This window comes from Nonomuraea sp. NPDC050404, assembly GCF_040655495.1.
In the GTDB taxonomy this organism is placed as follows: Bacteria; Actinomycetota; Actinomycetes; order Streptosporangiales; family Streptosporangiaceae; genus Nonomuraea.
In genome coordinates, this window is record NZ_JBFAKB010000012.1 from 243499 (window position 1) to 259967 (window position 16469).

18 protein-coding genes are annotated in these 16469 nt (G+C 69.1%); 9 read left to right on the top strand and 9 right to left on the bottom strand.

Going from position 1 to position 16469, the window contains the following annotated elements:
- Nucleotides 1-462: 462 nt before the first annotated feature.
- From AB0I81_RS32210 to AB0I81_RS32225, 4 genes are read right to left on the bottom strand one after another with little or no spacing between them, the layout of a single operon-like run.
- Nucleotides 463-1872, bottom strand: a complete 1410-nt coding sequence (locus AB0I81_RS32210; protein ID WP_360664031.1) for an NAD-dependent malic enzyme — start codon at nt 1870-1872, stop codon at nt 463-465.
- A gap of 56 nt (nt 1873-1928) precedes the next feature.
- Nucleotides 1929-2558 (bottom strand): cytidylate kinase-like family protein, encoded by a 630-nt coding sequence (locus AB0I81_RS32215; protein ID WP_360664033.1) that lies wholly within the window; start codon nt 2556-2558, stop codon nt 1929-1931.
- A gap of 9 nt (nt 2559-2567) precedes the next feature.
- Nucleotides 2568-3473, bottom strand: coding sequence for a tetratricopeptide repeat protein (locus AB0I81_RS32220; RefSeq protein WP_360664036.1), 906 nt, complete (start codon nt 3471-3473; stop codon nt 2568-2570).
- Between the two features lie 22 nt (nt 3474-3495).
- Nucleotides 3496-4047, bottom strand: coding sequence for a MarR family transcriptional regulator (locus AB0I81_RS32225; protein ID WP_360664039.1), 552 nt, complete (start codon nt 4045-4047; stop codon nt 3496-3498).
- A gap of 230 nt (nt 4048-4277) precedes the next feature.
- Here AB0I81_RS32225 and AB0I81_RS32230 point away from each other — a divergent pair, with 230 nt between their 5' ends.
- The 3 genes from AB0I81_RS32230 (at nt 4278) to AB0I81_RS32240 (ending at nt 6970) form a co-directional block, all read left to right on the top strand.
- On the top strand, nt 4278-5966 hold the full coding sequence (locus tag AB0I81_RS32230) for a hypothetical protein (RefSeq protein ID WP_360664042.1): 1689 nt from the start codon (nt 4278-4280) through the stop codon (nt 5964-5966).
- Between the two features lie 28 nt (nt 5967-5994).
- Nucleotides 5995-6666 carry a DUF4230 domain-containing protein gene (locus AB0I81_RS32235; RefSeq protein ID WP_360664045.1) on the top strand — a complete coding sequence of 224 codons (672 nt, stop codon included), beginning with the start codon at nt 5995-5997 and terminating at the stop codon, nt 6664-6666.
- A 154-nt stretch (nt 6667-6820) separates the two neighbouring features.
- Nucleotides 6821-6970 (top strand): hypothetical protein, encoded by a 150-nt coding sequence (locus tag AB0I81_RS32240; protein ID WP_360664048.1) that lies wholly within the window; start codon nt 6821-6823, stop codon nt 6968-6970.
- 282 nt (nt 6971-7252) lie between these two features.
- Here the strand turns inward: AB0I81_RS32240 and AB0I81_RS32245 are convergent, their stop codons facing one another.
- From AB0I81_RS32245 to AB0I81_RS32255, 3 genes are read right to left on the bottom strand one after another with little or no spacing between them, the layout of a single operon-like run.
- Nucleotides 7253-8227: an NAD(P)-dependent alcohol dehydrogenase gene (locus tag AB0I81_RS32245; protein ID WP_360664051.1), complete on the bottom strand. Its 975-nt coding sequence runs from the start codon at nt 8225-8227 to the stop codon at nt 7253-7255.
- An 11-nt stretch (nt 8228-8238) separates the two neighbouring features.
- Nucleotides 8239-8457, bottom strand: coding sequence for a helix-turn-helix transcriptional regulator (locus AB0I81_RS32250; protein WP_360664053.1), 219 nt, complete (start codon nt 8455-8457; stop codon nt 8239-8241).
- On the bottom strand, nt 8451-8879 hold the full coding sequence (locus AB0I81_RS32255; protein WP_360664056.1) for a hypothetical protein: 429 nt from the start codon (nt 8877-8879) through the stop codon (nt 8451-8453). The genes AB0I81_RS32250 and AB0I81_RS32255 overlap by 7 nt, the downstream gene beginning before the upstream one ends.
- A gap of 230 nt (nt 8880-9109) precedes the next feature.
- Here AB0I81_RS32255 and AB0I81_RS32260 point away from each other — a divergent pair, with 230 nt between their 5' ends.
- Nucleotides 9110-9691: a GNAT family protein gene (locus AB0I81_RS32260; protein ID WP_360664059.1), complete on the top strand. Its 582-nt coding sequence runs from the start codon at nt 9110-9112 to the stop codon at nt 9689-9691.
- A 154-nt stretch (nt 9692-9845) separates the two neighbouring features.
- Nucleotides 9846-10247, top strand: coding sequence for a hypothetical protein (locus AB0I81_RS32265; protein WP_360664062.1), 402 nt, complete (start codon nt 9846-9848; stop codon nt 10245-10247).
- Between the two features lie 210 nt (nt 10248-10457).
- On the opposite strand, the gene AB0I81_RS32270 is transcribed toward AB0I81_RS32265, so the two are convergent.
- The gene (locus AB0I81_RS32270) at nt 10458-11648 is read right to left on the bottom strand and encodes an acetyl-CoA C-acetyltransferase (protein ID WP_360664065.1); all 1191 of its coding nucleotides are present in this window, start codon (nt 11646-11648) and stop codon (nt 10458-10460) included.
- An 85-nt stretch (nt 11649-11733) separates the two neighbouring features.
- Here AB0I81_RS32270 and mce point away from each other — a divergent pair, with 85 nt between their 5' ends.
- The 3 genes from mce to AB0I81_RS32285 all read left to right on the top strand — a co-directional run bounded on the left by mce (nt 11734) and on the right by AB0I81_RS32285 (nt 14953).
- Nucleotides 11734-12156, top strand: a complete 423-nt coding sequence (mce, locus tag AB0I81_RS32275) for a methylmalonyl-CoA epimerase (RefSeq protein ID WP_360664068.1) — start codon at nt 11734-11736, stop codon at nt 12154-12156.
- A gap of 204 nt (nt 12157-12360) precedes the next feature.
- Nucleotides 12361-13671 carry a DivIVA domain-containing protein gene (locus AB0I81_RS32280; RefSeq protein ID WP_360664071.1) on the top strand — a complete coding sequence of 437 codons (1311 nt, stop codon included), beginning with the start codon at nt 12361-12363 and terminating at the stop codon, nt 13669-13671.
- A 157-nt stretch (nt 13672-13828) separates the two neighbouring features.
- Nucleotides 13829-14953, top strand: a complete 1125-nt coding sequence (locus tag AB0I81_RS32285) for an AI-2E family transporter (RefSeq protein WP_360664074.1) — start codon at nt 13829-13831, stop codon at nt 14951-14953.
- Between the two features lie 3 nt (nt 14954-14956).
- Here the strand turns inward: AB0I81_RS32285 and AB0I81_RS32290 are convergent, their stop codons facing one another.
- Nucleotides 14957-15700 carry an alpha/beta fold hydrolase gene (locus AB0I81_RS32290; RefSeq protein ID WP_360664077.1) on the bottom strand — a complete coding sequence of 248 codons (744 nt, stop codon included), beginning with the start codon at nt 15698-15700 and terminating at the stop codon, nt 14957-14959.
- Between the two features lie 232 nt (nt 15701-15932).
- Between AB0I81_RS32290 and AB0I81_RS32295 the strand changes: the two genes are divergently transcribed.
- A complete protein-coding gene (locus AB0I81_RS32295) occupies nt 15933-16355 on the top strand; it encodes a CAP domain-containing protein (RefSeq protein ID WP_360664080.1) in 423 nt (140 codons plus the stop codon).
- Nucleotides 16356-16469 lie beyond the last annotated feature (114 nt).

A 16469-nucleotide genomic window follows, 5' to 3' on the forward strand; every position in this document is an offset into this window, starting at 1 on the left:
ATCCACCATCGGACAGAATTGGCGGACAAGAAATACTCCTCCACGTGTAACAAACAAACCACCACCCAGTGGAGGATTCTTAACTCATGGGGGAAACTACCAACCTCATATCAACCCTCATCCGGGTTCGCGCCGGCAGTGGGGTTCGATGGAAGCGCTGATGCCTCCAGCCTCTTTGCCGAGCATGTTGAGCCGTCAGCTTGAGGGGAGGCGAGGGCATCGGGGTGGTAGCCCGGAACCCTCGCCTCCCACCCGACCGCAGGGCAGCCCTGGCGCGCAAAAACAGAACGGCAGGCCCCTCCCTTTCGAGAGGAGACCTGCCGCTGAGATGTGACCACGCAACCGGCCCACTGTGCGCCGTTGCGGCGGCTTGCCGTGTGCGGGTCTAGAAGCGTCTCCCTGGAGGCGCTCAGCCCTGGTCGGTGGGTGGGGTGCCGTTGGCTTGGCCGTAAAAGATGAAATTTATGCTTCTGTGAAGCCCCTCGCGCGCCCGCCCGCGGATTCGCGGACCGCTGCGGCGACGGCGGTTGCCACGTCTGGGTGGAAGACGCTCGGGATGATGTAGTTGGGGCCCAGCTCCTCCGGCGTCACCACCGCGGCCAGCGCGCCCGCCGCCGCCAGCAGCATCTCCTGCGTCACCCCGCCCGCCTGCGCGTCGAGGAGCCCGCGGAACACCCCCGGGAAGGCCAGCACGTTGTTGATCTGGTTGGGGAAGTCGGAGCGGCCCGTCGCCACCACCGCGGCGTGCTGGGCGGCCTCGTCCGGCGAGACCTCGGGCTCCGGGTTGGCCAGCGCGAACACCACCGCGTCCGTGGCCATCGCCGCGATGTCGTCGCCGGTCAGGATGCCCGGCGCGGACACCCCCACGAAGACGTCGGCGCCCTTGACCGCCCCGCGCAGGTCGCCGGAGTAGCCCTCGGCGTTGGTGTGGTCGGCGATCCAGCGCAGCGACTCGTCGAGGTCGTCGCGCCCCTTGTGCACGGCCCCCAGGTAGTCGCAGACAACCACGTTGCGCGCGCCCGCCGCCAGCAGCAGCCGCAGCACGGCGTTGCCCGCCGCGCCCGCGCCCGCCATGGTGATCTTGACGGTCTCGATGTTCTTGTTCACCACCCGCAGCGCGTTGGTGAGCGCCGCCAGCACGCAGATCGCGGTGCCGTGCTGGTCGTCGTGGAAGACCGGGATGTCGAGCAGCTCACGCAGCCGCCGCTCCACCTCGAAGCAGCGCGGCGCCCCGATGTCCTCCAGGTTGATGCCGCCGAACCCCGGCGCGATCACCTGCACGGTGCGCACGATCTCGTCGACGTCCTGGGTGTCCAGGCAGATCGGCCAGGCGTCGATGCCGGCGAACCGTTTGAACAGCGCCGCCTTGCCCTCCATGACCGGCAGCGCCGCCTCCGGGCCGATGTTGCCCAGCCCCAGCACCGCCGAGCCGTCGGTGACCACGGCCACGCTGTTGCGCTTGATGGTCAGGCGCCGCGCGTCCTCCTTGTTGCGGGCGATGGCCATCGACACGCGGGCCACGCCCGGCGTGTACGCCATGGACAGCTCGTCGCGGTTGCGCAGCGGCACCTTGGACTTCATCTCGATCTTGCCGCCGAGATGCATGAGGAACGTGCGGTCGGACACCTTGTGGATGACCACGCCCCCGACCGCTTCGAGCTGGTCGACGATGGCCTGCGCGTGGTCGGTGTCCCTGGCCGCGCACGTCACGTCGATGCGGAGCTTCTCATGCCCCGCGTTGGTGACGTCGAGGGCGGTAACGACGCCCCCGGCCGACTCTACGGCGTGGGTCAGCTGGCTGACGGCCTTGCCGCCGGCCGGCACTTCAAGCCGCACGGTTATGGAGTACGACACACTCGGGACGGTCGCCACGTCAATCGCTCCTTCGGGACTGACCAAGAATCCCTCCCATGTTAGGGGGCGATTGGTCAATCCAGTGCCTCAGCGGCCATGACGATCAGTTCGACGCAGGTGGCCGGCGGGATGGTGGTGCTGTCGAGGACCAGATGATACTGGCAGGGATCCGCTGGATCGGCCCGGTAGAAGTGGCGCACGTAGGCCGTCCTGGCCCGGTCGTTGTCCTCGATGATCCGGCGGGCCTCGCGTTCGCTCAGCTCCCCCAGCGTGGCCGTCTGCCGGACCCTGCGCTCGACCGGGGCGTCGAGCCTGACGTGCAGCGCGCCCGGCTGGTCGGCCAGGACCACGGCCCCCGCCCGCCCCAGGAACACGCCGCCCTGGGCGCGGGCCGTCTCGGTGAGCATGCGCTCGGTACGCCGCACGAACTCCTCAGGCGCGTGCGGCATCACCCCCGGGACATACATGTCCACGCCGCCGAACGTGACCGTCGGCAGCCGCATCGCCCCGGAGAACAACCGCCCGATCCCGTGTTCTGCCCGGTCATCGTGGGCCAGCGCCTCTTCCAGCGTGCAGCCCAGCTCCTCGGCCACGGCGCTGGGGATGGCCCGGTCGACAAAGGGCACACCGAGCCTCTCGGCCACGGCCGGGCCGATCTGGCTCCCGGCCGTGCCGTATGTCGCCGATATTGTGACGACCCTCATAGCCCCAGGTTAGAACAGGGCGCTGGCCAACGCCCTACGAGCTTTGGCCAAAGATGGGTCGTCCGACGGCAAGGTCTCGAAAAGTCCGAGCAGATGCTTCCTGGCCTTCTCGCGTTCGTCGCCGGAGGTGCGCTTGACCACGCCGATGACGCGGGCGAACGCCTCGTCCACCGAGCCGGACAACATCTCCAGGTCGGCGGCGAGGAGCTGGGCGTCGAGGTCGGCCGGGTCCTGCATGCGCCGCTGCACGTCGGCGGGGTCGGCGTCGGCCGTGCGCTTGATCAGGCTGACGCCCGCGAGCCCCATCCTGGCGTCCTCGTGGCCCGGCACGCGGGCCAGCAGGCGCTCGTAGGCCGCGCTCGCCGCGTCCATGTCGCCGCTGTCGATGGCCTGCTCGGCCGCCAGCAGGTCGGGGTCGGCGGGCGGCCCCGCGGGGGCCTCCTGCTGCTCGCCGCCCTCCTCGGCCGGGGGCCGGGCGTCGGGGTTGGCCTGGTAGAACTGCTCCACCGCACCCATCAGCTCATCGAGCCAGCGACGCACCTCCTGCTCGGGCAGCACCTGCTGGAAGCCGGTGACGGCCTGACCCTGGAAGATCGCCAGCACGGTCGGCACGGCCTGCACACGCAGCGCCTGCGCGATCTGCGGGCTGCCGTCCACGTTGACCTTGGCCAGCACGGCCCTGCCGCCCAGCTCGCCGACCACCTTCTCCAGCACCGGGCTGAGCTGGGCGCTGCCCGGCGCCCTCGGCGACCAGAGATCGAGGACGACCGGCACGCTCATGGACCGCTCGATGACGTCGGTAGTGAACGTCTCCTCGGTCACATCGACGACGGAGGCCGACGAGGCCGCCTGGGGACCTGCCGCCTCCCGCCGGGTCTGCGCCTCCAGTGCCTGCTTGCGCGCGCCCAAGTCCACCGCTCCGTAGAGTGACCCGGGCCTAGAGAAGTCCGCCATGCCCTTCATCTTGCCGCATAGACGAAGCCGGGAAGTCACCCGCCGCCACACGTAGGGTGCGCAACTGGTCGAACAGGTCGTGGAGTTCGTCCTCGGCGTACATCGTCAGGCCGAACTCGGCGGCCATCAGGTCGTCGGTGGCGCGCCGTACGACGTCCCTGCCCGGCTCGGTGATCTCGGCCAGCACGCCGCGGCCGTCGCGGGGATTGGGCAACCGGCGTACGAATCCGGACTTCTCCAGCCTGTCCACCGTGTTCGTGACGCTCGTGGGATGAACCATGAGCCGCTCTCCGATCTTGGACAGCGGCAGCGCGCCCGTCCTGCTGAAGGTCAGCAGAACCAATGCCTCGTACCTGGCGAAGGTCAAGTCGTATGGCCTCAACAGCGAGTCAAGTTGCGACAACAGGATCTGATGCGCTCTCATGATCGAGGTAACGGCGGCCATGGCGGCGGACTGCCCGAAGTGAGCGCGCCAGCTCTCCGCGGCGCGGTCGATCGGGTCGAACGGCAGGTTGAGCGGCTTCTGGTGCGGCACAGCGCTACGGTAGCGCGCCTCTCGTCCCGGTTCGTCTGCCTGCCCGGAGCGACAGGCTTCTTCGCTTGACCAAGAATCCGGACATCAATCATCACGCTCAGTTATGGTTCTCCTACACATGGTGACGCGGATGCCAAGTCCGCCGGGCGGTGGGGACCGCCGGGACTGATCGTCTTCCGTTCAGCCAAGGGGGCACGGGGGGTGCTTGATGGACGTCATCGGGGATAAGGGTGCGTGAGCACGCGGGTGTTTCACGAGAGGAGCTGAAGCACAGCGCGGCCGTCACGGTCGCCGTACTACTGGCTGTCGGCCTGGTCGCGGCGTGGAACATCCTGGTCCCAGGCGTGGACGCGTGGGAGAACATCGTGGCCGCGGTGATCGGCTCGCTCCGGCTGACCGGGCCGGTGGCGGCCGTCTTCGCCGCCTGGGTGGCACTGCGCAAACGCCGGGCGTTGCGCGGCCGTCCCCTCACGACCTGGCGTGCGCTCAAGGCGCCGCTGGCGATCGTGCTGGTGGTGATGGGCTCGTTCGGGGCCACGGTGCTGGTGCTCGCGGTCAAGACGGTGCTCACCGACCAGGCGGGCCGGCTGAGCCTGCCCGGGCTGGCGATGGGCATGGCCGGGCTGGCGCTGTACTCGGTGATCGGGTGGGTGGCCGGCTGGGTGTTGCCGCGGGCCTTCACCCCGCCGCTCACCGGCCTGGCCTGCTACGGGCTGTTCTCGTGGCTGGCCGACGACCGCGGCTGGGCCGACAAGCTGGCGCCGGGCACGGGGGAACCGTACGACCTGTTCCAGGGGTTGAACGGGGCTCCGTTCTTCGACCAGACCATCTGGCTGCTCGGCATCACGGCGGCGCTGCTGCTCGGCTGGGCGGCGCTGGTGACCAGGCAGGCGCTGGTGCTGGCGTGCGCGTTGCTCGCCGTGCTGGCCGCGGGGATGGGCGTGTCGCGGGTGCTGACGCAGCCGAAGCCCGCCGCCGCCGTGGACATCGCCTACAGTTGCCAGGAGTGGCCGATCACGGTGTGCGTGCATCCGGGAATGCGGGCGGGGCTGACCGAGCTGGGGGCGGCGTTCACGCAGATCGCCTCCCGGCTGGCGGGCACGCCCGCCGCCTTCACGCGGGTGGAGCAGCGGCCGCTGGACGACCCGCTGAAGCCCTCGAACGGGCTGGCCGCGGTGCACCTGCCCGACCTGTCGGCCGGCTTCGCCGACGAGGCGGCGCACAGTTACGTCGAATCCCTGGCCCCCAGGTGCCAGGGCACGGTCGCCGAGGGTTACCGGCAGATCGTGGTGGCCTGGCTGCGCGGCGAGCCGCTGCCGGGGACGCCGCTGCCCGAGCACCAGTATGTGACGTCGTGGTTCGCCTCGTGGAGTGAGCCGCAGCGCAGGGAGTGGCTGCGCATGTTCTACGGCGACTTCCAGGGCTGCCGGCTGTCGAGCACGCACTTCGGCATCACGCCGGGCCAGGCGCATCCGCCCGCGCAGCCCAGCCCAGAGACGAGCCAGGTTTACCCGGTGTACCCGGGGCCCAGCGGCACCGCGACGGCCAACTCGGCCCCGGACGCGCCCGGCTCGGGCACCCCGAGCGCCGGTTCCGCCCCTGGCGCTACCACTGGCTCTGGCGGCGGCTCCAGTCCCCGCTCAGGCTCCAGCCCCAGCTCGGGCTCCAACCCCAACCCCAGCTCAAGCTCCAGCTCTGGCTCCGCGACCGGCGCGCCGCGGAACGGCACCACCGCCGACACGCCCGCCGCCGGCTGGACCCCGGCCGCGCCGCCCCCCGGCTGGGGATCCGCCGGGGCGACGGTCGGCAGGCCGGTGCTCGACTCCCTCCCGTACGGGGGTCAGCAGGCGTTCGAGACCGGGTCCGGCACGCGGCGGACCGGCTGGGGACCGGAGATGTCACCAAAGGGCTGGCACTGATGATCGCCCAGCGGGTAGTCATGCTCGCATGACGACTTCCCATACGGCGCCGCCCGAGGTGACTCCCGGACGGCGCCGCTGGTGGCGATACGCGGCGGCGCTCCTGGTCCTGGCGGCCCTGATCCTGGTGGGCGGGCGGCTGGCCTGGTCCTGGCTCAACCCGTTAGGCGAGCAGAGCATCGACCGCAGCCAGCCGGCGCTCCTGCAGTCCATCAAGGACATGAGCAGGTTCGAGGCCGCGACAGGCAACTTCCAGGTGGTCGTGGACCTGGAGAAGGATGCCAACTTCCTGCCCGACGCGATCAAGGGCACCCGGACGCTGTTCGTCGGGGCGGGCGGGGTGGACGCCTACGTGGACTTCTCGGCGATGGCCGGCGGCGGCGTACAGGTCTCGCAGGACCGCACCGAGGCCACCATCCGCCTCCCGCGCGCCCAGTTGGAGAAACCCAACGTGGACAACAAGCGCTCCTACGTCTTCGCCCAGGAACGCGGCCTGTTCGACCGGGTGCAGGACTTCCTGTCGGGCTCCCCCACGGACCAGCGCGAGCTCTATCTCCTGGCGGAGAAGAAGATCAGCGAGGCGGCCGTGGCGAGCGACCTGCGGGCCAGGGCCGACGCCAACACCAAGACGATGCTGACCGGCATGCTGCGTTCCCTCGGCTTCACCAAGGTCACGGTGAAGTTCGCCGACGAGCCCTAGGCCCCCTCACCCGTCCCTAAGGCCCTCTGTGCGGCTCCCTAAGTATCTCCCTAGCTGCGCCTATGCCCAGAGATAAGGCATCCGCCCGATGTGCCGGAGGGGGCCTTAGGCCGAGTCTTGAGAGTGCAGGGAAACGAACCAGAGGGGCACTCAGATGAACGCCGAACTCGAATACAGCGTCATGCAGCACCACGCCGCCGAGCTGCGCCAGGCCGCCGCCGAGCAGCGTCGCGTACGCGAGGCCAGCAAGGGCCGGGCCGAGCGCCGTCACCGCTCGGTCTTCGCCAGGTTCCTCGCCTCATGACCGCCCACAAGCAGCCCGGCCGCAACCTCCCTCGCGGCCGGGCTGAACTGCCCCCTTAGGGGGCTAAGGCGCCCACGGCCTGCATTCCTGGTCAGGCCGGCGGGCGCGACGTGCGGCGCCCCGGTCCATACATTCCTGGTCGGACCGGGGCCTCGCGCTGCCCGACCCTTCTGAGACCTCGCGCCGTCCGATCCTTCCGGGACCTCGCGCCGTCCGATCACCCCCACGACCTCGCGCTGTCCGATCAGCTCTGGTCGACCCGGGACCGGCCCAGGTGTACGCCTAAGCGACTGTGATCACGGTCTTGCCGAGGTTGTGGCCCGCCGCCAGCACGCGCATCGCCTCCGGGACGTCGCTCAGCCCGTACGTGCCGCCGATGGCCGGAACGATCTCACCGGATTCCAGAAGCCCCGACAGGAACCGGAGGTCTTCCATGCCTCTCGTGGCGAACAACACGCGGGGCCTGCGCCGGCGCAACACGATTCCGAGCAGGGCGGCGCCAAGCTGACGCTCCAGCCCGGCCAGCCAGCGCCCGCCCCCCTCACCCCCGGCGAGCACCACGCGCCCAGACCGGGTGAGCGAGCGCCGCAGGCGCGACAGCGGCCGCAGGCCCGCCAGGTCGAGAATGACGTCATAGCGACGCGGGCCCTCCGTGAAGTCCTCGCGCGTGTAGTCGATGACGTGGCTCGCGCCGAGCGAACGGACGAACTCCGCCTTGGAAGGGCCGCACACGCCGGTGACCTGCGCCCCCAAAGTCCTGGCGAGTTGCACCGCGAACGACCCCACACCCCCGCCGGCCCCGATGACCAGCACGTTCTCCCCTCGCTTCACCTTCCCCATGCCACGCAGCGCCTGCACGGCCGTGACCCCCGAGGTCGGTACGGCCGCGGCCTGGTCGTAGGTGAGGTTCGCCGGCAGCGGCAGGATCCGGTTCTGCCTCGCGCACGCGTACTCGGCGAAGGCGCCGGCGCACGTACCGAACACCTGATCCCCTGGCTTGAAGGCGGTCACCTTCGCGCCGACTGCCTCCACGACCCCGGCGACGTCGTGGCCCAGCCGCCCGGACCTGGGTGCACGCAGCCCGATCGCGGGCCGCACCAGGTACGGGATCCCGGCCATCAGGTGCCAGACCCCCATGTCGAGGCCCGCCGCGTGCACGCGTAAGAGCACCTCGTCGTCGCCCGGTTCGGGCCGCCCGACTTCCGCATATTTCAGGACGTCGGCGCTGCCGTACGCCTCCTGCACGATCGCTTTCATGAGAATTCTCCCTAAAGATCCGGATACTGGAACACGTCGTCGAGCGGGACGCCGAACACCCTGGCGATCTGGAAGGCCATTTCCAGTGAGGGCGAGTAGCGGCCCTGCTCGATCGCGATGACGGTCTGCCTGGTCACGCCGACACGATCGGCCAGCTCCGCCTGCGTCATCTCGTCGTGCGCGAAACGCAGCGCGCGGATCGTGTTCGTGACCTTCGTGGGCTTCACCATGTCGGCAGACCCCGGCGGTAAGCGATGATCTTCAACACGGAACCCAGAATGGACGACAGGACGAACGCCAGGTAAAGCACGTTGGCGATGTAGAAGTGGTCCACCTCGGCCATCGCCATCGCCAGCCCCGCCACCCCGCCCGCGACCAGGCACCACTGCCCGGTGTACTCGCCGTAGCGGTGGATCTCCCGGTCACGCTGGTCCTTCTTGCCGATCTGATCGGGCCAGGCGATCGTGATCGCGATGGCCAGCACGATGCCCGCCACGATCGCTCCCCCGACGGTCCACAACAACGTGGTCGCGTACGGCACCTCGGTGAGCGGGACCGTCCGCGCGCTCGCGAGGATGATCGCCACGTACGTCACGTACGAGACGGCCGAGACCACGACCATGACCCATGCGCTTCTCTCTTCGGGCGCCATACCTCGAATGTAAAACAAGGCGGACACCATGTCTAGAATCTTTTACATGGAAGCTCGCTGGCAGCTCTTTGCCCGCACCGGCTCGCCCCCGAAACACTCCCGCCATGCGGGACCGGTCAGGGCCGGTTCCCCATGGCGGTCCCGTTGATCCGCTCACCCCGATTTGCGTCGAACGCCCGTCAGACGAATTTCGTTGGACGTCCGTCAGTTGCTCTGCGACCATCCGCAAGATGACAGAAGAAGCCGATCGCCCGACCTCATCCCCCGCCGGTCCGAAGCAGCGAGTGCGCTTCGTCGAGTTGTCGGGCACCGCGATGTCCGCCCTGCTCGACGGGGACCTGCCCGCAGCCGGCAAGCTGGCCGGCGCCACCCTGACCGAGTACTTCCTGACCGACAGCGCACTATGGCTGTGGCGGTTTCGACTCGACCAGATGACCGCCGACCCCGGCAACGCGCGGTGGATGGTGCGGCAGGCGGTTACCGGCCCCGAAGGCGCCGTCATCGGTCATGCCGGGTTCCACGGGCCACCCGATGAGGCGGGCATGGTGGAGATCGGCTACTCGGTCGCTCCCGGCTTCCGCCGCCAGGGCTACGGCCGAGCCATCCTGATCGAGTTGCTGCACCGCGCCGCGACCGAACCAGCGGTCAGGACCGTACGGGCGTCGATCAGTCCCGACAATGTGGCGTCCCTGGCCACGATCGCCGGTTTCGGCTTCATCGAGGTCGGCGAACAGTGGGACGAACGGGATGGCCGCGAACTAATCTTTGAAGTCCCCGCCAACCACAACCGCTCGACACCACCAACCCAATAGAGATATCAGGCATCCCGCCCCCGTTGTTACGATCCTCCCCATGCGCATATGCCGACATGATTCCGAAAGAATAGCGAAACGGACTTCTCGATCCCGCTGGACATAACTCTGTTACGCGTTGTGTGATTCTCGCGGAAAAGGCGATGATACTGGCATGCGCAAGCGTGTGCTGGTGTGGGGCGGGGCCGTGGTCGCCGTGGTGGCCGTGGCAGCACTGATCATCTACTTCGTACGGGTGGGGCTGGACAACGCCGACAAACTGGCCGGCGTGATCGGCCTGTTCGTGGCCCTGGCCGGGCTCGGGACCACCGCTTATGGGCTCGTGGGCGGTCGATCCGCCAAGCGGGCGGAAAACGCGCCCGAACCGGCTAAAGAAGCCGAAGAGAATCGGCCTGATGTGTCGGCATCGGGGTCAAGGTCGGTCGCCATCGGGGGCGACAACTCGGGCACCGTCTCCACGGGCGACGGGGCGACCAACGTCAATATGCGGGCCGAGGCGTCGGGGCAGGGACGCGTCTATCAGGCCGGTCGGGACCAGACGATCAACGAGAAATGATCTGCGTGGGATTTGCGGCTTTTGCGGCCAGGTGAGCGCAGAAGGCGACAACAATTCTCCTCACCCTGCGGCAAAAGAAGCTCGGTAACTGGCACCCGGCGACACACCACGACTGCCTCAAGCAATTGAGCCGCGCCGGCCTCGGTCCGTCATCGCGGCGACGCGGTCCCACATGACGCCCGGCGATCAGGCCATGGGTGGGTGTTGGGGTTAGCTGGTGGGTGGGACGGTGATGAGGAGGGCGTCGCCCTGGCCGCCGCCGCCGCACAGGCCCGCCGCGCCCAGGCCGCCGCCGCGCCGGCGGAGCTCGTACGCCAGCGTCAGCACGATCCGAGCCCCGGAAGCCCCGATCGGGTGGCCGAGGGCGATGCCGCCGCCGTTGACGTTCACCTTGTCCAGGGGGAGGCCGAGTTCCTTGGCCGACTGGACCACCACGCTCGCGAAAGCCTCGTTGATCTCGACCAGGTCCAGGTCGGCGGCGGTGCGGCCCTGCTTGGACAGCGCGTGTTTGATGGCGTTGGCGGGCTGGGACTGCAGGGAGGCGTCGGGGCCGGCGACGTTGCCGTGCCTGCCGATCTCGGCCAGCCAGGGCAGGCCGAGCTCTTCGGCCTTGGCCTTGGACATGACCACCACGGCGCAGGCGCCGTCGGAGATCTGGGAGGCCGAGCCGGCCGTGATGGTGCCGTCGGCGGCGAAGGCGGGGCGGAGCTTGGCAAGGGTTTCCGCGGTCGTGTCGCCGCGTACGCCCTCGTCCTCCTTGACGACCACGGGCTCGCCACGGCGCTGGGGGATCTCCACCGGGACGATCTCGTCCTCGAAGACGCCGTTCTTGATCGCGGCGGCGGCGAGCTGGTGGGAGCGGGCGGAGAAGGCGTCCTGCTCCTCGCGGCCGATGCCCAGGCGGGTGTTGTGGTGCTCGGTCGACTCTCCCATCGCGCGCTGGTCGAAGGCGCAGAACAGGCCGTCGTACGCCATCGAGTCGACGACCTTCGTGTCGCCGTACTTGACGCCCTTGCGCAGGCCGGGCAGCAGGTGGGGGGCGTTGGTCATGGACTCCATGCCGCCGGCCACCACGATGTCGAACTCACCCGCCCTGATGAGCTGGTCGGCCAGGGCGATGGCGTCCAGGCCCGACAGGCACACCTTGTTGATCGTGATCGAGGGGACCGTCATGGGGATGCCGGCCTTGACGGCGGCCTGCCTGGAGGGGATCTGGCCCGCTCCGGCCTGGAGAACCTGGCCCATGATGACGTACTCGACGGCTTCCGGCGCGACCCCGGACCGCTCCAGCGCGGCCTTGATCGCGATGCCGCCCAGCTCGACGGCCGGCAGGCCGGCCAATGAGCCGAGCAGCTTTCCGACAGGAGTACGAGCTCCGGCCACAATGACGGAACTGGACATGACAACGGCCTCCTGTGCTCGCGCGTCCGGTATTTGACACCATACCCACGGGCAGTTCGTCGCTCGCTACGGAGGTAGGGCACACATGTTCATGCGGATCGATCACATCGGGATCGCCTGCCGCGACCTGGAGGAGAAGATCGAGCTCTTCTCCCGGACGTTCGAGCTGACGGTGGTCGCCAGGGAGGTGAACGAGGAGCAGGGCGTCAAGGAGGCCATGCTGCACATCGCCGACGGCGAAGGTGGGGGCTCCTACATCCAGCTGCTTGAGCCGCTCTCCGACGATTCTCCTGTGGGAAAATTCCTGGCTAAGCGGGGCGAAGGCGTCCATCACGTGGCGTTCGGAGTGCCCGATGTCGCCGACGCCATGGCCAAGATCAACGAGAAGGGCGTGAGGCTGCTGGACGAGCGTCCCCGGCATGGGTCGATGAACTCAAAAATCGCGTTTCTGCACCCCAAGGACGTGGGCGGAATGCTGACCGAGCTAGTCCAAGCGGACAGGCCCTGACAAAACACCAGAAAATACGCTAAAAGTTCATATGTAACTAGTCACGCAGAAAGTTGGACGGGGCTTCGCAGGTGGCACCAGCGGAGTACGCTTGACCTTCCACCGGACATGGGGCCTGCCGCGAGGCACAGGCTCCTGGTACGGATGCCCCGAACCCCCCGTCCGGCCCGTGTAGCCGTCTCGACAACCCAGGATCGAGCCTCCATGCAGTCCGACATCGACGCCCAACTGAACAACTTCTTCGAGGACGCCCCAGCCCGCGAGTTCGACGTGGTGCTCCGTGGTTACGACCGGCACCAGGTCCATGATCACCTAAAGCAGCTCGACGGGGAGCTACGCCAGGCCCGTGAACAGGCCGCCGGCCTGCAGCGCGATTTGTCCGACTCTCAGCGCCAACTGCAGGAGCAGGAGCGTCCCACCTACTCCGGTCTGGGCGCCCGCATCGAGCAGTTGCTCCGCCTCGCCGAGGAGCAGGCGACCGAGCTCGTGCAGGCCGCCAGGTCCGAGGCCAACGAGATCAAGGCCGCCGCCAAGGTCGAGGCCGCCGACCTGAGGGCCGCCGCCGAGGCCGAGGCCGCGGAGAAGCGCGCCCAGGCCACGCGCGAGAGCGACGAGATGCGCACGACCGCCGAGCGGGAGGCCGAGGACATCCGCTCGACCGCCCGCCGCGAGGCCGACGAGCTGACCAACACCACCGAGCGGGAGGCCGCCAAGCTGCGCGCCACCGCCGACCACGAGGTGGCGGAGAAGCGGGCCGACGCCGAGCGGGAGATCGCCAAGCTGCGCACCACCACCGAGCGCGAGGTGGCCCAGCTGCGCGCCTCGACCAAGCGTGAGCGCGACGAGGTGCTGACCACCGCCAAGCGGCAGGCCGACGAGATGCGCGCGCAGGCGCAGCGGGTGCTGGAGGAGTCGGAGGCCAAGCGGGCGCAGGACGAGGCGGAGTTCGAGATCCAGCTCGCCTCGCGCCGCGAGGAGGCCGAGCGCCAGGAGGCCGAGCGGCACGCCACCGCCCAGGCCGCCACGCAGAAGCTGGTCGCCGAGGCCGAGCAGCGCGCCGCCACCGCGGAGTCGCGGGCCACGAAGGCCACCCAGCAGGCCGACCAGACCCGCCGCGAGGCTGACCTGCACGCCAAGCAGCTCGTCGCGAACGCCCGTAAGAGCTCCGAGACCATCGTCGCCGACGCCAAGTCCAGCGCCGACACGATCGTCACCGAGGCCAAGAACGAGGCCGAGCGCACCCGTACGGCGATGCAGCGCCAGGTCGACGAGCTGACCCGCCAGCGCGACAGCATCACCAGCCACCTGGCCCAGCTGCGCCAGCTCCTCGGCGGGGCCGCCCTGCCGGGCATGGAGGCGCAGGAGCCCGCGGTCACGGCGGCCCCGCCGAAGCCCGCACTCGCCGCACCGGCGCCCGCGCCCGTGATCGAGCAGCCGGCTCCGGCCACGACGCCGGCCGCGAGGGTCGAGTCCAAGCCCAAGTCCGAGGACGACGCCGAGTGGTGGCAGGAGTAACGCCGCAAGCCATACACGGGGGCTGACGACGGCTGGGCAGAGCCTGGCGGCCGAGTGGTCGCTAGGCTCTTCCTTTGCCGTCGGGCGTGTACAAGCTGGTACGAGTCCGTCATGCTGTGTCGCCGATCCCCGTCGCCGATCCCCCTGGAGTGCACCTTTGTCAGCAGACGTCGAGCCCGTGACCGAGCAGCAGAACGACCCGCCGCAGAAGAACCGGGCCGAGTCCGGCGGCACGATGCCGTACGGACTGCCGGGCAAGCCGTTCGCCCGCGGCCCTTTCCTGTTCGGTCTGGTCGGCGGCCTCGGGGTGCTGACGGCGATCGCGCTCGCCCAGATGATCGTCGCCTCGCTCAGCACGATCATCCTGGTCGTCGTGGCGATGTTCCTGGCCGTCGGGCTGAACCCGGCCGTCGAGGCCCTGCAGCGGCGCGGCCTGGCCAGGCGGGGCGCGATCTCGATCGTGTTCATCGGGGTCGTCGTGGCGTTCGCGCTGTTCGGGCTGGCCATCGTGCCGCCGGTCAGCAAGCAGCTCACCGAGTTCATCGACGCGGTGCCCGGCTACATCACCGAGCTGAGCAACCATCCGACGCTGCGCCAGCTGGACGCCGACTACCAGATCCTGCCGCAGTTGCGCACGTTCGTGACGAACACGCTGGGGCCGTCTCTGGCGACCGGGATCATGGGCGCGGGCCTGGTGGTGCTGAACGGCGTGTTCACCACCGTGACGCTGCTGGTGCTCATGTTGTACTTCCTCGGCTCGCTGCACACGATCAAGGACTACCTGCTCCAGCTCGTCCCGGCCTCGCGCAGGCCGCGTACCCGCGCGATCAGCGAGGAGATCCTCGGCGGCATCGGCGGATACGTGGCGGGCAACGTGCTGATCTCGGTCATCGCGGGCGTGGTGACCTGGATCTTCCTGTCGATCGTCGGCGTCCAGTACGCGCTCGCGCTCGCCCTGGTCGTGGCGCTGACGGACCTGATCCCGCTGGTGGGCGCCACGATCGGCGCGGCGCTCGTGACCTGCGTGGCGCTGCTGGAGTCGTGGCCCGCCGGGATCGCGTGCGCGATCTTCTTCCTGCTCTACCAGCAGATCGAGAACTACTTCATCTACCCCAAGGTGATGAAACGCTCGGTGGACGTGACGCCGGCGGTCACGGTGATCGCCGCGCTGTTCGGCGGCGCGCTGCTGGGCATCGTCGGCGCCCTGCTGGCCATCCCGGTGGCGGCGGCGATCGCGCTGATCATCCGCGAGCTCGTACTACCCCGCCAAGACCTGGTCTGAGTCTCATCGCCGTCCGGCGCCCAGCTCCGAGGTGAGGAACTCCGCCACGGCCGTGTTGAACGCCTCCGGCTGCTCGACCGCGCTCAGGTGACCGGCCTTGGGGATGATCTCCATCCGGCCGTCGGGCGCCGCCTGAGCCATGGCGTCGGCGTCAGCGGGCGGGGACAACTCGTCCTCCTCGCCCACGACGACCAGCAGCGGCACCTTCAGCGCGTTCAGCGTCTCGAACGAGTCGGGCCGCTCGGCCATGGCCCGTTGCGCCCAGGCGACGGCCCGCGGCGGGGCGGACTGCACCAGCCCCTTGACCCGGCCGAACACCATGGCCCGCCGTTCCTTGGTGGTCGGCCCGATGAGTGCCGGCAGCACCTCGGTGACCAGCACGTCGCTGCCGCCGGCGAGCACGGCCTGCGCGATGCGTTCCCTGTTCTCCTTGGCGGGGGGCGGGTCCTGGCTCGCCTTGGTGTCGGCCAGGATCACGCCGAGCACCCGGTCGGGATGCCGCCTGCAGAACGCCATGGTCACGTAGCCGCCCATCGACAATCCGCCGACCACCGCCCTGTCGATGCCCTCCTCGTCGAGCAGCCTGACGACGTCGTCGGCCATCAGGTCGAGCGACGGCTCGTCCTCACCCAGCCGCGACCCGCCGAAGCCGCGCAGGTCAGGGGTGATGACCCGGCAGACCTTGGCCAGCCCTTCCCGCTGGGCCAGCCACATGGCCGACGACAGCGGGAACGCGTGAAGCAGCACAACCGGGACCCCGGTCCCGGCAGATCTCGTGTAGAGCTGCACAAGACCACACGGTAGCCCGGTTCACGGCGGTGAGCACTCAATGTCGCATGCCGATATCCGCTCAGAGTCCCGACCACTTCGATAAAAGCCGCACTCCACCAATGACCGCCATAAATCTGACATTGCCCGAGCAATAATTCCCACGCACAATGCAGGACAGAAGGACCGTGCATCCCGAGGTGAAACAGGCATGGCAGGAACAGGAACCACCGGAACCCGTCCCGCCCTCCCCGACGCCACCAACGGCGACTTCCTCCTCCAGGCGCTGCGCGAGGTGAACGCCCGCCGCGCCGCGCACGACGTGCCGCCCCTGGCCATGGACCCCTTGCTGGTCGAGTACGCCAAGGCCAGGGCCGCCGCCCTCTCCAGGCACGAGGGGCTGCGGGCCGGGCACGAGGGGCTGCGCGCCGGCACCGGCGAGAGCGTGTTCTGGAGCGAGGGCGAGGAGATGGGCGACGCCGCACAGGCGGTGAACTCCTGGTACGGCGACTTAGGGCACTTGGTAGCGGAGGCCACCACGGCCATGGGCGCCGCCCGCGTGGCAGGCGAGGGCTCGAAGGCGGAGGAGACGTACATAGTGTTCGTCTTCGAACCGCTGGGCAAGCCCGCCTGACCGAACACATGGGGCAGCCGAGCATGTGGGCGAACTCGCCTGATCGGACACGAACGCCGTCGGCGCGGAGCCACGAGGGCCTCGCGCCGACGGATCAAATGTGGATCAGATCAA